Genomic DNA, 13,678 nt, shown 5'->3' with positions numbered 1-13,678 from the left:
CTTTATTTTGCGTTGCTCGTGCTAATTTATATCAACACCAACAATATCAAATTGTGGTGCCCGGAGGCGGAATCGAACCACCGACACGAGGATTTTCAATCCTCTGCTCTACCGACTGAGCTATCCGGGCAACGGAGCGCTATTAAACGGATTTTCCGGTCTCCCGTCAACGCTTTTTTGAAAAAAACTTCAAAAAAGCGTTCAAGCGCTGCATTTTTCATCGAATCGTATTCGTTTTGCGCAGATCGGGACAAATTAGCCTTTTCCAGCATTAAAATCTTTTTTGAATTTAGTTACTTTCTCCAAATAACGTCGCGCTTCAGCATTCGGGTGTTTTTTAGTCAACGCCCAATAAACTTGATTCGGTTGCAACGAATTGAGGTCGTTCATAGCTCGCTTTCTGTCACTATGGAATGTTTTCAGCACCCCTCCCGTCCCGCCGTTATATGCGGAAATCATACTGTACTCCAACGACAGTGGATGCCTAACATCTTTCAAGTAGCGATTTTTTAGAATGTAGAAGTATGCCGTCCCAGTATCAATATTCTGTTCAGGGTTGAACAAATACTCTGGCGTCGGTTCTCCCGGTTTGTTTTTGACAAGATTAAACACATCTCGACCCGCAGTCTTTGGCACCACCTGCATCAAACCATAGGCATTAGCCCAGCTAACCGCATAAGGGTTAAAGCTACTTTCTGTTTTTATAATCGCGTAGATAAGATCTTCCGGGATGTCATAGCGCTTAGAAGCCCGGCGTACGATATCTGCATACTGGTAACTACGCTGTTTAAAGTGATCCGCTACCATAGGGATCTCAACGTAGTATGCCTTCTTGAAATCTACGTTTTTGGTCTTTAACTTATTCGCAATGAGATAATCGGCAAAACGGTTAGCACGCCACGTCCATTGGATTGGTTTTTTCTCTTGGTCGACAACCTGGTTATAAAGGAACGGCTGACCTTCTAACTTAATGGCTTTAGACGAGAACAAGTCAACGCTTGATGGATCATCAGGCGTCAACAGCGTTGTCACGATAGCGGCCTTAAGGTGCTTCTCCGGCTCGGTTGGAGACACGGTTTCAATCGTGATAAGACCTTTACTAAAGTTAACTTCGGCGCGGCTCAAGTAGTTATCAATGTATTTCACATAATTACTTTTACCAGCAACCTTAACTTCGCGACTACCCCAGCGCTTCTGGATATTACCGTTAAAGCTGTTGATCAGCGCGTCCAACGCCTTTGTGTCTTTTACATATTGGCCTGGGAGTTCGGCTAAGTTCTTAGCAAAGCGGTTGGTTGGCTCGTAGTTAACATCATATATCTTCTCGATAAATTCGCGACTACAGCCCACCAGCAATAGGGGAACCAGAAAGTAGATTAACTTCTTCATAGACAACATTAAAAACACCACCCAAAAGGTGGTGTTTGATTTATTCCTTGTAGATTACTCTGACGGCGGCGTGTAGCCGTCGATGACGACATCCTTTCCTTCAAACAAGAAGTTCACCATTTCAGTTTCAATCAACTTACGATGCTCGGGATCCATCATGTTGAGTTTCTTCTCATTGATCAGCATGGTCTGCTTAGACTGCCATAAAGCCCATGCTTCTTTCGAAATGTTATCGAAGATACGTTTACCCAATTCACCTGGGTACAATTGGAAGTCGAGACCTTCAGCATCTTTCTGTAGGTGAGCACAAAAAACCATACGGCTCATATTGTTATCCTCAATTAATGTCGTTGTAAGGTTTCAATTAGCGACTTAACTGGTGCCGCTAATCCAACCTTTTCTGGATTAGTTATGTTATACCAAAGACCTTTCGACTCTTCCATAACCATTGTTGGAAGCTGGTTAAGCGTCACGACGATTGGCGTTATATCGAGGTGATAATGGCTGAATGTATGTCGAAAAGCGATTTCAACCTCTCTGGATTGGATATTTCGCTGTTGGATACCATATTGCTCCAACACCTCATCAATATCCGCGCTAGGACTCTCAGGGAAGCAAAACAAACCACCCCAAATCCCCGTTTGAGGCCTTTGAGCCAGCCAGAGTTCATCTTGGTGTTTCAAAATCACAAACCAAGTCTCTTTTTCAGGTTTGGTTTTCTTAGGTTTCTTCCCCGGGTAATCAAGAGGATTCCCCTGCTTATTAGCAACACAGAAGCTTTCTACGGGGCACAATGTGCATTTTGGTCGACTTCTGGTACAAACCATTGCCCCCATGTCCATCATTGCTTGATTGTACTTATCCGTATCTTCCGCGGGAGTATGTTGTTCAGCAATTTGCCATAGCTGGTTTTCTACTTTTTTCTGCCCAGGCCACCCTTCCACAGCAAAGCTGCGAGCAAGTGTTCGTTTTACATTACCATCGAGAATTGCATGAGGCAGTTTATGAACTGATGATAAAACAGCAGCTGCGGTCGAACGCCCCACTCCTGGTAATGCATTCATTGCTTCGAGTGACAAAGGAAATTCACCACCATGCTGTTCGACAACAACTTGAGCGGCCTTATGAAGGTTGCGTGCTCGGGCGTAATATCCCAACCCCGTCCACAAGTGTAACACTTCATCTTGTGGCGCTTTAGCCAAAGACTCTACTGTGGGAAAGTGCTCCAAAAACCTTTCATAGTATGGAATGACGGTGGTCACTTGTGTCTGTTGTAGCATGATTTCCGACAACCAAACCTTATAGGCGGTCTTCTGTTGTTGCCACGGTAGCTCTTTGCGACCGTATTTCTCATACCAATCTAATATTGAGCGTGCAAAAGGCGTCACAATTACTCTCATCTCTCTTATAATTTACTAGAAATTGCACCACACTTAGTAACAGAAGTAAAACTGCGTGAAATTCTGATCCGATAATGCTTGCTTGCGAGCAAATTCTTTGGATAATTCCCGCTCTGATTATTGAATGAACAGGCTAAACCAATGAGTGAAGTGACTACTAACGAATACACAGAAGATGGCAAACTGATTCGCAAAGTTCGCAGTTTTGTTCGTCGTGAAGGACGCCTAACCAAAGGCCAAGAATCGGCGATGGAAGAGTGCTGGCCTACAATGGGTATTGATTACCAAGAGTCACTACTCAACTGGGAACAGGTATTTGGTAACAATAACCCTGTTGTTCTTGAAGTTGGTTTCGGCATGGGCGCTTCTTTGGTCGAAATGGCAAAGAACGCACCAGAAAAGAACTTTATTGGCATTGAAGTACACAGCCCAGGCGTAGGTGCATGTCTATCATCAGCGCGCGATGCTGGTATTACTAACCTGCGTGTTATGTGTCACGATGCGGTTGAAGTCTTTGCCAACATGATTCCGGACAGCAGCCTAAGTACAATGCAGTTGTTCTTCCCTGACCCATGGCATAAAAAGCGTCACCACAAACGTCGTATTGTGCAGTTAGATTTTGCTGAAATGGTAAAAACTAAGCTTATTCCAGAAACTGGCGTATTCCACATGGCTACAGACTGGGAAAACTATGCAGAGCATATGGTCGAGGTAATGAACCAAGCACCTGGCTATGAGAATATTGCTACTGATGGTGATTTTGTACCACGTCCAGATGATCGTCCTTTAACAAAGTTTGAAGCTCGCGGTCACAGACTTGGTCATGGTGTTTGGGATATCAAATATCGCCGCACAGCTTAAGTTTCGATTGCTAATCGAATTCTAATCCTGAAAAGCCAACCTCCCGTTGGCTTTTTTTGGCGCTTACGTTGGGAGAACAACAAATATGAAACCAACTAAACAGATTCTTTCTACTATCCTCAGTGAAGTAAAACCACTGATTGGACAAGGAAAAGTCGCGGACTACATCCCTGCTCTTGCAAAAGTACCTAACAACAAACTAGGCATAGCAGTGTACACCAACGAAGGTGAAGTGATTACCGCTGGAGACGCCGAAGAGTCCTTTTCTATACAATCAATTTCCAAAGCACTGAGCCTAACTTTGGCAATGATGCTGTATAAACCAGAGGAAATCTGGCAGCGAGTCGGCAAGGAACCCTCAGGGCAAGCTTTTAACTCACTAATCCAGCTTGAGATGGAACAAGGAATACCGAGAAATCCGTTTATTAACGCTGGCGCGATTGTGGTAGCCGACCTACTGCAAAGTCGCTTATCGGCGCCTAGGCAGCGTCTATTGGAGTTTGTTAGAACACTTTCAGGTGACAACCATATTGTCTACGATAAGATCGTGGCAGCTTCAGAAATGATGCACAGTGACCGCAATGCAGCTATCGCTTATCTAATGCGCTCGTTTGGTAACTTTAATAACGATGTTATTCCTGTTCTCAATAACTATTTCCATGCCTGCGCTTTAAAGATGAGCTGTGTTGATCTTGCCAAAACCTTTAGTTATTTAGCCAATCAAGGGCAATCCGTAAATACTAAGAAGCAGATCATCACACCGACACAAACCAAGCAGCTCAATGCGTTATTGGCGACATGCGGCCTCTATGATGGTGCCGGAGAGTTTGCTTACCGTGTCGGCATGCCAGGTAAGTCAGGTGTGGGCGGTGGTATTATTGCGATTGTTCCGGGTGAAATGACTATCGCGGTTTGGTCTCCAGAACTGGATAAATCTGGTAACTCTCTCGCTGGGACGAGAGCGTTGGAGATGCTTTCGGAGCGAATTGGACGTTCTATATTTTAATTGAAAAGGGAGGCATTTCGCCTCCCTTTTTACATAAAGCCTTCAAGTAAATCATTTAAAAACAAACGACCTTTATCGGTGATCTGCCACTCTTTCGAGGTCTCACTGATGTAGCCTTTTTGTTTAGCCCAAGTTACCTTGTCTTCGATATCTCTTTCAGACAAACCTGTCCGCTCTGTAAATTCAACTCGCGGACATGCTTCCAACAACCTGAAACGGTTCATGAAGAACTCAAATGGACGCTCTTCCGGAGCCACTTCGGTTTGAGCATCTAGGTATGGCTTTAACATATTGAGATAGCCGCGTGGGTGCTTCACTTTAGTCGTTCGAACAATACGACCATCGGCAAAACTCAACTTACCATGGGCACCGCAGCCAATACCTAGGTAATCGCCAAAACGCCAGTAGTTTAAGTTATGCTGACATTGAAAGTCTGGCTTGCTATAGCCCGAAATCTCATACTGCTGATAACCTGCCTCCACCAGCATTTGATGTCCTTGCTCGAAGATATCCCAAAGATCATCATCATCTGGCAATGTAGGTGGCTTAGAGTAGAACAGGGTATTCGGCTCGATTGTGAGTTGGTACCACGAAAGATGCGGTGGCGCCAATTCAATCGCCTGCTTAAGATCACTTAATGCGTCATCAATAGATTGATCTGGTAATCCATGCATAAGATCCAAGTTAAAGCTGTTTAAGCCAATTTCATGAGCCAGCTTTGCTGCATTGACCGCTTCACTTTCACCATGAATTCGTCCTAAGCGCTCAAGTTTGGTTTGCTGAAAGCTCTGCACACCAATAGAGATGCGTGTGACACCTGCGACTCGGTACTGCTCAAATCGTGCAGCTTCGATCGTTCCTGGATTGGCCTCCATAGTGATTTCTATGTCATCACGAAATGGAATACGCTCCCTTACTCCATCAAGCAACTGCTTAATGTATTCTGGAGCGATTAAACTTGGTGTACCACCACCAATGAAAATTGAGTGCAGCGGGCGAGAATCTGAAGCCAATCCGTATTGACGAATATCAGTATCTAAATCCTCAAGTAACGCCGTTATGTATGCTTGTTGGGGAATATCTCCCTTTTGGGCATGCGAGTTAAAGTCGCAGTATGGACATTTTTGAACACACCAAGGAATATGGATATAGAGACTCAGCGGCGGCGGTACCAGCACAGGTGTTGGCTCCATGTTAAAGACCTTGCGCCTTAATCGTTGCGAAAAGCTCCTTTAACGCTTTACCGCGATGTGACAGCTGTTTTTTACGTGCAGGCTCGAGGTCAGCAGACGCACAGTTGTCTTCAGGCACAAAGAAAATCGGATCATAACCAAAACCATTGTCACCACTTGGCTCCGTTAGAATACGACCTTCCCATTTTCCATGGCAAACGATCGGCGTAGGATCAGCGGCATGACGCATTAGCACCAACACGCAATGAAACCGTGCTGTTCTCTGGGCTTCAGGAACCCCTTTCAACTCTTCTAGTACTTTATCTAGGTTACGCTTGTCCGTCGCCCCCTCCCCAGAATAACGAGCAGAGTAGATACCCGGTGCGCCTTTTAAATAGTCAACTTCTAACCCAGAGTCATCTGCAATCGCAGCTAGTCCTGTTTCTTCAGCGGCATGTCTGGCCTTGATGATTGCATTCTCGATGAATGTCGTACCAGTTTCAGCCACTTCTGAGACATTGAATTCACTTTGGGCATGGACTTCAAAACCAAAATCAGACAGCAAATCAGCCATCTCTTTTACTTTGCCTTGATTGCCGGTTGCAAGTACGATTTTTTTACTCATGGGTTTCTCTCGAGTTAGTAAGCTTAAGCGTTGGTATTTACTGGAACCTTAAGGTTCTACATACAGTTTCTGACTAAAGGTAATAGGACCGCGACCTTTGTTTCCAGCATCAATATCAATCGTGAATCGGTACTGCTCTTCGTTCACGATAGGAAATTGAGCCAAGTAGTATATCGCATCTCCTTCCTTAATTTCTTTAAACTCGAGCGTTTTGGTTTGGCCAATCAGGTTTTTAGCATTGCCTTTGATCGATACTGGCATGGCAGGCTTACCCGCGCTTGAACGATCAAGGACACTGATATTCACCGTTGCAACAAACTCATTACGCTTCAAACCATAGCTACGCGCCACTTGTGGCGTCATAAACGTCGAGTTAAACACCACATAATGCACTTCTGCATCCTTGATTGTTTTGAACTGTTCCGCTTGAGCTAACCCAGTCACCATCAATGCCGAAATCAACAATAACCACTTTTTCATTGTTCTTCTCCTTTAAAAAAGCCCTCATAAGAGGGCCATAAATTCCTTGGGAATCAGTGCAGGTGACACTATTCGAAGTTGTTTGTGCCTTCCAAGCTCACCTTTCTCAATCAACACTTGTCCCTTTGCGACTTTAAATTGTTTAGCAAGGTACTTGCTCAAATGCGCATTGGCCTTTCCATCAACAGGAGGAGCAGTAATCGCCACCTTAAATTCTTCACCATGCTCTCCCACCAGCTTGTCTCGACTGGCTTTAGGTTGAACATAAATACGAAGAATGAGGTCTTCTCCATCCTGTTTTACGGCTGACATTAAAGTCGATACCAAATTGGACCAATAAGATCGCCCATTAGAAAATTAGCAAACTGCAGCACAATAAATAGCACTAACACACTCAAATCAAACCCACCCATCGCTGGAATGATTCGGCGAATTGGTGCCAACATAGGCTCTGTCAATTGATGGAAGACATACTCGATCGGACTACGCCCTTGACTGACCCAGCTTAAGATTGCACGAATTAATAGTACCCAGAACAACAAGCCACCCGCAGCTTTAATCAGAGAAAGCAAACCTAGGAACAAGAAGTCAGCACCGAAGCTAAAGTTGCCACCAGAAGCTATCAGTACCAAAGCCACGTATTTACCAACACAAAGAACGTAAGCAAACAGTAACGTCGCCATATCAATAGCGCCAATAGACGGAATCATTCGTCTTAGTGGCGCTACTACAGGTTGGGTTGCTTTCACAATAAACTGTGAAAACGGGTTGTAGAAGTCTGCGCGTGCTGCCTGTAGCCAAATGCGCAAAATCACGACCATAATGTAGAGATCAAACAAGGTCGAAACCAAGAAACTCATTGAATTCATAACTAGCCCTTACGAGTTATCATTGTTGGGATTAAAACAGTTTTTCCATTTCTTCAGCACGGGTCACGGCCGATTGCATCGCTTTAGCAACAATGCCTCGAATATCATTTTCCTCAAGCGTACGAACCGCTTCTGCCGTTGTCCCTCCTTTAGAGGTGACCTGTTGGCGCAGGGTAGCTAAATCAGTATCTGGATTCTCATTAACCATTTTAGCTGCGCCTAATGCGGTTTGTTGCACCAACAGGCGAGCGGTGTCTCCATCAAAGCCACTTGCTATCGCTTGTTGCTGAATCGCTTCCATGAAGAGGAAGAAATACGCCGGAGCACTACCAGCGGCAGCGATAATGTCATTGATGCCGGATTCTTGCTCAACCCAACAAACTTTACCAACAGCCTGCATCAGCTCACCTGCATAGGTTTTATCACTAACGGGTGTTATTGGGGAAGCAAATAGACCACTCATACCCTCACCTAGTAAAGAAGGTGTATTCGGCATTACTCGAATCAGATTTAGTGGGCTGGCAAACATTTGTTGCAGACGCTCTATTGAGATTCCGGCCGCAATTGAAATGACCAGTTTGCCCTGAAAATCAATCGACTGAAGTGGTTTAGCCACTTGTTCCATTAATTGAGGTTTCACAGCCATCACAATCACATCGGCTTGTTGTGCTGCCTCAGTATTGTTCGTCGTCACTTGAATATCATAAGCCTGCTGCAAAGCAACTAACTTTGCTTCGCTAGGATTTGTCGCAGTAATACAATCTGGACGGTAGCCACTGGCCACCAATCCCGCGACGATGGAGCGAGTCATATTGCCCGCACCAATGAATGCGATCTTTCTTTGTTCCATTAACCCTATCCTAAATTAGAGGTACTTTGCGTCACTCTCTTATGTGTTACGCTTTGTTGCTGTAATCTCTCGCACCAAAGATAGCTGTTCCAATTCGAACTATGGTACTTCCAGCTTCTATCGCCGCTTCCATATCACCACTCATACCCATCGATAGCGTATCGACTTGAGGGTGCTTTTCTGCCAGCAAGTTTTTGACCTCTGCCAGTGCTTTAAAAGCAATGAGCTGAGATTGATAGTCACTAACATTCTCTGGAATTGACATTACTCCTCTTAACGTGAGGTTTGGTAATGAGGAAATCAATTGGGCAAGCTCTAAAACTTGCTCGCTATCGACACCAGACTTACTTGCTTCACTGCTAGTGTTCACCTGAATCAGTACTTGAATAGGCTTCATACCTTGAGGGCGCTGATCATTAAGTCGTTGTGCGATTTTGGCACGCTCTACAGTATGAACCCAGTCAAAGTGCTCTGCGACTGGTCGTGTTTTATTCGACTGAATAGGTCCAATAAAGTGCCATTCAATATCTATATCACCATGTTGTTCATTGAAATGAACAACTTTAGAAACGCCTTCTTGAACATAGTTTTCGCCAAAACGACGTTGACCTGCCTGACATGCGTCTAAAATTGCCTCAATAGGCTTAGTTTTACTGACCGCGAGCAATTGCACATCACCTTGCGCTCTCCCGCACTTTTGCTCAGCCTGTGCAATTTGGGAGGTGATTAGTTCGATATTTTGTTGAATACTAGTCATAGCTTACAAATTATAAGGAAAATGAATGGATATCACCGAGTTACTAGACTTTAGTGTAAAGCATAACGCTTCAGATCTACACCTTTCTGCTGGTGTCCCACCTATGGTACGTATTGATGGTGAAGTAAGAAAGCTTGGTATCCCTGCTCTTGAGCATTCTGAGGTCCATAAATTAGTTTTTGACATTATGAATGATAAACAGCGCAGCGAATACGAAGAGCATCTCGAAATCGATTTTTCATTTGATGTGCCCGATATCGGTCGTTTTCGTGTCAATGCGTTTAATCAATCTCGTGGCTGCTCTGCCGTTTTTCGTACCATCCCCAGTGAAGTCCCAACACTGGCGCAAATAGACGCACCCGACAAATTTTCCAAGATAGCCGGTTTAGAACGCGGCTTGGTATTAGTAACAGGGCCGACTGGTTCAGGTAAATCGACGACACTAGCAGCCATGGTCGACCACATTAACCAGCATCAAAACAAACATATTCTGACCATTGAGGATCCTATTGAGTTTGTTCATCAGAATAAAAAATGTTTGGTTAACCAGCGAGAAGTTCATCGCGACACCCACAGTTTTAAAGCTGCACTCCGCTCTGCACTGCGTGAAGACCCGGACATCATTTTAGTCGGTGAGCTTCGAGATCAAGAGACCATTAGCTTAGCTCTTACCGCTGCCGAAACGGGTCACTTAGTATTTGGTACCCTACACACAAGTTCTGCAGCTAAAACCATTGACCGAATCATTGATGTCTTTCCAGGCCAAGACAAAGAAATGGTTCGCTCTATGCTCTCAGAATCTTTACGAGCTGTTATCGCACAAACTCTGTTAAAGCGCGTGGGAGGTGGGCGCATCGCTTGTCATGAAATTATGCTAGCGACACCCGCTATCAGAAACCTAATTCGAGAAGATAAAGTAGCTCAGATGTACTCAATTATCCAAACAGGTGCGGCAAGTGGTATGCAGACCATGGAACAACACTCTAAACGGTTATTGTCTCAAGGAGTGGTTGAACTAGAAGAAGTGAATAAGAAAATTGAACAACATGGTTCAATGTTTCAATAGGACGAGATAATGCACAACATTGATACCATTCTAAATCACATGCTTGACGAAAAAGCCTCTGATCTTTACTTAACAGTCGATGCGCCACTGTTATATCGCGTAGATGGCGAACTGCAAGAAAAAGATGACAAGCTCACTGCAGAGGTGATTCAAGCGCTTTTAAGCAGCGTTATGGAGCGTTCTAAGTACTCGGAGTATCAGACAACAAAAGAAGCTAATTTTGCGATAGTGAAGCCATACGGCCGTTTTAGAGTAAGTGCATTCTACCAGCGAGAATTGCCTGGTGCAGTCATCCGAAGAATTGAAACTCAGATACCGACCTTCGAGCAGCTTTCGTTGCCAGAAGTATTGCAAGATCTTGCAATAGCTAAACGCGGTTTAGTCTTAGTGGTAGGAGCTACTGGTTCGGGTAAATCTACCACTATGGCAGCGATGACAGGTTATCGAAATCAGCACCGCAGTGGTCATATTCTTACCGTCGAAGATCCCATTGAATTCGTTCATGAGCACGCAAAATGTATCGTGACACAGCGTGAGGTTGGGCTGGATACTGAAAGTTATGAAGTCGCTCTTAAAAATTCACTCCGACAAGCTCCTGATATGATTTTAATTGGTGAGATACGTTCTAGGGAAACGATGGAATACGCCATGTCGTTTGCTGAAACTGGGCACCTTTGTATCGCAACATTGCACGCGAATAATGCTAGCCAAGCTTTAGAGCGAATACTACACCTTACACCGGAAGATAGACGGGAACAGTTCCTCTTTGACTTATCTTCGAATTTAAAAGGCATCGTAGGACAACAGCTCATTCGAGATAAGAATGGACAGGGCCGTCACGGCGTTTTCGAGGTTCTCCTAAATAGTCCTCGTATTTCCGAACTCATCCGTAAAGGTGATTTACATGAAATCAAAGCTGCAATTGCGAAGGGTAAAGAAGTCGGAATGCAAACCTTTGATCAGGCGTTATTTGATTTGGTTTCAGCAGGCAAGATAAATCAAGAGGACGCTTTGCACAGTGCTGATTCGCGAAATGATCTCAGATTAATGTTAAAGCTTCAAAGTAACGACAATAACAGCTCATCAAACCTTAGCGATATTAAGATAGATATGAGCTAATCACTGGCTCTAACCAGCGTGAGAAAACACTTCGAAAAGACTGTACTACTGCAATACGGTCTTTTTTACAGTTCAGTAGAGGGAAGGCAAACTCAAGATAACAAAAAAGGCTGCATCGTAAGATGCAGCCTTTATAATGTGGCTCCCCCTGCGGGACTCGAACCTGCGACATACGGATTAACAGTCCGCCGTTCTACCAACTGAACTAAGGGGGAATTGCTTTTCGCAATAAAGTGGTGCCGACTACCGGAATCGAACTGGTGACCTACTGATTACAAGTCAGTTGCTCTACCTACTGAGCTAAGTCGGCACTTAAAGCAAGCTTTTGCTTACTTTTAAAAGTGGCTCCCCCTGCGGGACTCGAACCTGCGACATACGGATTAACAGTCCGCCGTTCTACCAACTGAACTAAGGGGGAATTACTTTACGTAAATAAATGGTGCCGACTACCGGAATCGAACTGGTGACCTACTGATTACAAGTCAGTTGCTCTACCTACTGAGCTAAGTCGGCGACACTTTATTTGTTATTGCTCGTACTACTGTTAACAGCACCAACAATCTAAATTGTGGTGCCCGGAGGCGGAATCGAACCACCGACACGAGGATTTTCAATCCTCTGCTCTACCGACTGAGCTATCCGGGCGACGAGGTGTATTAAACGGTTTTTCGTCCTTTACGTCAACACTAAATTGCAAAAAAAATATCGTTTGGTGCTTTTCTATACTTAGCGTTCTGTTTTTATTCATTTGGCGCTCAAAAACAAGCCCTAGCAGTCGTTCGGCTCTATTAATGAATATAGATAAACTAGGCTCATTAACTTTTCCAGTACCAAAAAAGTTAAGATTTTGTCCCCTAGTACAAAGAGAAAAGCCTTGATTACTGAACCTCAAAGCGAGCTACTTTGTGGTACAGCTCTAACGACAGTTGATTTAATGAACGAGTGGCCTGCGATGTTTCTTCTACAGCCGAGCGAAGTTCAGTGCCACTTTGTTCAATCATGTTTAATCGTTGAGAGAAATCGTCACTCACCACTGTTTGTTCTGCTGCCACTATCGCAATTTGAAGGCTTTTCTCTGTAATAACATCTAAAAGGAGCAACAACTTCTTGCAAGGCAACTGAGGCATGTTGTGAGCCTTACTGAAGATTACCCATCATTTCTAGAATCTCTTTTATGCTTTGTTGAGTCCGGCAAACAATATTTCTGACTTCAGTAGCAACAACAAAGCTTCTAAAGCTTCTGCCTTGCTCCCCAAGCACAAGCAGCCCGATAGCGGCATTCAATGCAAGTAGATTGATCTGCTCATCAATATCACAATCACACCCAGAACCCGAGCGATATTGCGGACATCAGCATCAAGCTCAGAAAGGATAATGTCTGTAATACTCTGTCCGACACTATCTTTGAAATTGTGAAAACTCGTACCATAGCGCAGAAGCACTGGGTCAAGAGGAACAACAATAAACGTCATATCCTCATCAGCTATATAGACGTATTCGCTATCTTTGTAGATGTAATTACACCGTATTCTTATGACGATAGCATTATTTACTTGCTCTGTTAGCTTATCCCTAAGGATGGGTTTTCTAGCTAAACGCTTGTAGAGTAGGTACTAGTAAAAACTTCTGTAACGCGTGCTTTATCATCTACATTGCATGCTACTCGAAGCGACCACAAGACTACTCAGTCTAATAACCGGTGTGACAGGCAATGACATAGAGTCATCTCTTGTTTACTATCTTTTAGCTTATTGTCTTCAGCACAACGGTGCACTAGGAGGATAACAGTAGGCTCATATTAAAAGGAATATCAAAAGCCTTGTGGATATCGATATGGTGGTAGGGAAAGAGATGGTGGTAGGGAAAGAGCACTTACTCTAGGGTAATGTTCTGCGTGTGAAGCTATCTTTTGAGAAATGTAAAAGTCCCAGTCTTTCGACAGGAGTGCCTAGTCTAGGGTTGAAATCAACCGGAAGTCGATTTCCTTGAAAAAGGAAGCAATCAAATTTTAGATAATAAAAAACCCGACGCTTTCGCATCGGGTTTTCTAATAAGTGGCGGAGTGGACGGGACTCGAACCCGCG

The 13,678-nt window shown here is 44.2% G+C and carries 16 protein-coding genes and 6 tRNA genes; 4 read left to right on the top strand and 18 right to left on the bottom strand.

The genetic code is table 11. The features are described 5' to 3' along the window. Positions 1-54: 54 nt before the first annotated feature. From MMA19_RS20490 to mutY, 4 genes are all read right to left on the bottom strand, one after another. Positions 55-130, bottom strand: a tRNA-Phe gene (locus tag MMA19_RS20490). A gap of 125 nt (positions 131-255) precedes the next feature. After that, positions 256-1,389, bottom strand: coding sequence for a membrane-bound lytic murein transglycosylase MltC (gene mltC / locus MMA19_RS20485; protein ID WP_038224375.1), 1,134 nt, complete (start codon positions 1,387-1,389; stop codon positions 256-258). Between the two features lie 54 nt (positions 1,390-1,443). Next, entirely contained in the window at positions 1,444-1,716 is a 273-nt protein-coding gene (locus MMA19_RS20480) for an oxidative damage protection protein (RefSeq protein WP_038224304.1), read from the bottom strand. A 14-nt stretch (positions 1,717-1,730) separates the two neighbouring features. Further along, the gene (mutY, locus tag MMA19_RS20475) at positions 1,731-2,777 is read right to left on the bottom strand and encodes an A/G-specific adenine glycosylase (protein WP_038224374.1); all 1,047 of its coding nucleotides are present in this window, start codon (positions 2,775-2,777) and stop codon (positions 1,731-1,733) included. 153 nt (positions 2,778-2,930) lie between these two features. Here mutY and trmB point away from each other — a divergent pair, with 153 nt between their 5' ends. After that, positions 2,931-3,650 (top strand): tRNA (guanosine(46)-N7)-methyltransferase TrmB, encoded by a 720-nt coding sequence (gene trmB, locus MMA19_RS20470; RefSeq protein WP_240207102.1) that lies wholly within the window; start codon positions 2,931-2,933, stop codon positions 3,648-3,650. Between the two features lie 85 nt (positions 3,651-3,735). After that, positions 3,736-4,656, top strand: a complete 921-nt coding sequence (gene glsB / locus MMA19_RS20465; RefSeq protein ID WP_062459974.1) for a glutaminase B — start codon at positions 3,736-3,738, stop codon at positions 4,654-4,656. 29 nt (positions 4,657-4,685) lie between these two features. On the opposite strand, the gene hemW is transcribed toward glsB, so the two are convergent. Genes hemW through MMA19_RS20430 form a run of 7 tightly spaced genes read right to left on the bottom strand, consistent with a single transcriptional unit; the run spans position 4,686 to position 9,409 of the window. Further along, positions 4,686-5,834, bottom strand: a complete 1,149-nt coding sequence (gene hemW, locus MMA19_RS20460) for a radical SAM family heme chaperone HemW (RefSeq protein ID WP_240207168.1) — start codon at positions 5,832-5,834, stop codon at positions 4,686-4,688. A 16-nt stretch (positions 5,835-5,850) separates the two neighbouring features. Continuing rightward, positions 5,851-6,453: an XTP/dITP diphosphatase gene (locus MMA19_RS20455; protein ID WP_240207101.1), complete on the bottom strand. Its 603-nt coding sequence runs from the start codon at positions 6,451-6,453 to the stop codon at positions 5,851-5,853. A gap of 48 nt (positions 6,454-6,501) precedes the next feature. Then, complete coding sequence (locus MMA19_RS20450; protein WP_006075535.1) at positions 6,502-6,933, bottom strand: DUF4426 domain-containing protein; 432 nt, start codon at positions 6,931-6,933, stop codon at positions 6,502-6,504. A 24-nt stretch (positions 6,934-6,957) separates the two neighbouring features. After that, a complete protein-coding gene (yggU, locus tag MMA19_RS20445) occupies positions 6,958-7,245 on the bottom strand; it encodes a DUF167 family protein YggU (RefSeq protein WP_006075534.1) in 288 nt (95 codons plus the stop codon). Then, positions 7,245-7,802 carry a YggT family protein gene (locus MMA19_RS20440; RefSeq protein WP_006075533.1) on the bottom strand — a complete coding sequence of 186 codons (558 nt, stop codon included), beginning with the start codon at positions 7,800-7,802 and terminating at the stop codon, positions 7,245-7,247. Before MMA19_RS20440 ends, yggU begins: the two co-directional genes overlap by 1 nt. A 31-nt stretch (positions 7,803-7,833) precedes the next feature. Continuing rightward, the gene (gene proC / locus MMA19_RS20435; protein ID WP_006075532.1) at positions 7,834-8,652 is read right to left on the bottom strand and encodes a pyrroline-5-carboxylate reductase; all 819 of its coding nucleotides are present in this window, start codon (positions 8,650-8,652) and stop codon (positions 7,834-7,836) included. A gap of 46 nt (positions 8,653-8,698) precedes the next feature. Next, positions 8,699-9,409, bottom strand: coding sequence for a YggS family pyridoxal phosphate-dependent enzyme (locus MMA19_RS20430; RefSeq protein ID WP_031496887.1), 711 nt, complete (start codon positions 9,407-9,409; stop codon positions 8,699-8,701). A gap of 25 nt (positions 9,410-9,434) precedes the next feature. Here MMA19_RS20430 and MMA19_RS20425 point away from each other — a divergent pair, with 25 nt between their 5' ends. After that, entirely contained in the window at positions 9,435-10,475 is a 1,041-nt protein-coding gene (locus MMA19_RS20425) for a type IV pilus twitching motility protein PilT (RefSeq protein ID WP_240207100.1), read from the top strand. 9 nt (positions 10,476-10,484) lie between these two features. Further along, on the top strand, positions 10,485-11,594 hold the full coding sequence (locus MMA19_RS20420) for a PilT/PilU family type 4a pilus ATPase (RefSeq protein WP_240207099.1): 1,110 nt from the start codon (positions 10,485-10,487) through the stop codon (positions 11,592-11,594). A 139-nt stretch (positions 11,595-11,733) separates the two neighbouring features. Here MMA19_RS20420 and MMA19_RS20415 read toward each other — a convergent pair. The 7 genes from MMA19_RS20415 to MMA19_RS20385 all read right to left on the bottom strand — a co-directional run bounded on the left by MMA19_RS20415 (position 11,734) and on the right by MMA19_RS20385 (position 13,066). Further along, a tRNA-Asn gene (locus tag MMA19_RS20415) sits at positions 11,734-11,809 on the bottom strand. Between the two features lie 19 nt (positions 11,810-11,828). After that, positions 11,829-11,904, bottom strand: a tRNA-Thr gene (locus tag MMA19_RS20410). A gap of 32 nt (positions 11,905-11,936) precedes the next feature. Beyond that, positions 11,937-12,012: transfer RNA gene (locus tag MMA19_RS20405), tRNA-Asn, on the bottom strand. A gap of 19 nt (positions 12,013-12,031) precedes the next feature. Further along, positions 12,032-12,107, bottom strand: a tRNA-Thr gene (locus tag MMA19_RS20400). A 56-nt stretch (positions 12,108-12,163) separates the two neighbouring features. Further along, positions 12,164-12,239 (bottom strand) — tRNA-Phe (locus MMA19_RS20395). A gap of 233 nt (positions 12,240-12,472) precedes the next feature. Then, on the bottom strand, positions 12,473-12,721 hold the full coding sequence (locus MMA19_RS20390) for a hypothetical protein (protein ID WP_240207098.1): 249 nt from the start codon (positions 12,719-12,721) through the stop codon (positions 12,473-12,475). A 153-nt stretch (positions 12,722-12,874) separates the two neighbouring features. Then, a complete protein-coding gene (locus tag MMA19_RS20385) occupies positions 12,875-13,066 on the bottom strand; it encodes a hypothetical protein (protein ID WP_240207097.1) in 192 nt (63 codons plus the stop codon). Between the last annotated feature and the right edge of the window lie 612 nt (positions 13,067-13,678).

Source organism: Vibrio sp. CyArs1, from assembly GCF_022432925.1.
Lineage (GTDB): Bacteria > Pseudomonadota > Gammaproteobacteria > Enterobacterales > Vibrionaceae > Vibrio > Vibrio mediterranei.
Note: the sequence above shows the minus strand (reverse complement) of the source record. Positions and strands in the feature narration are given on the sequence as shown.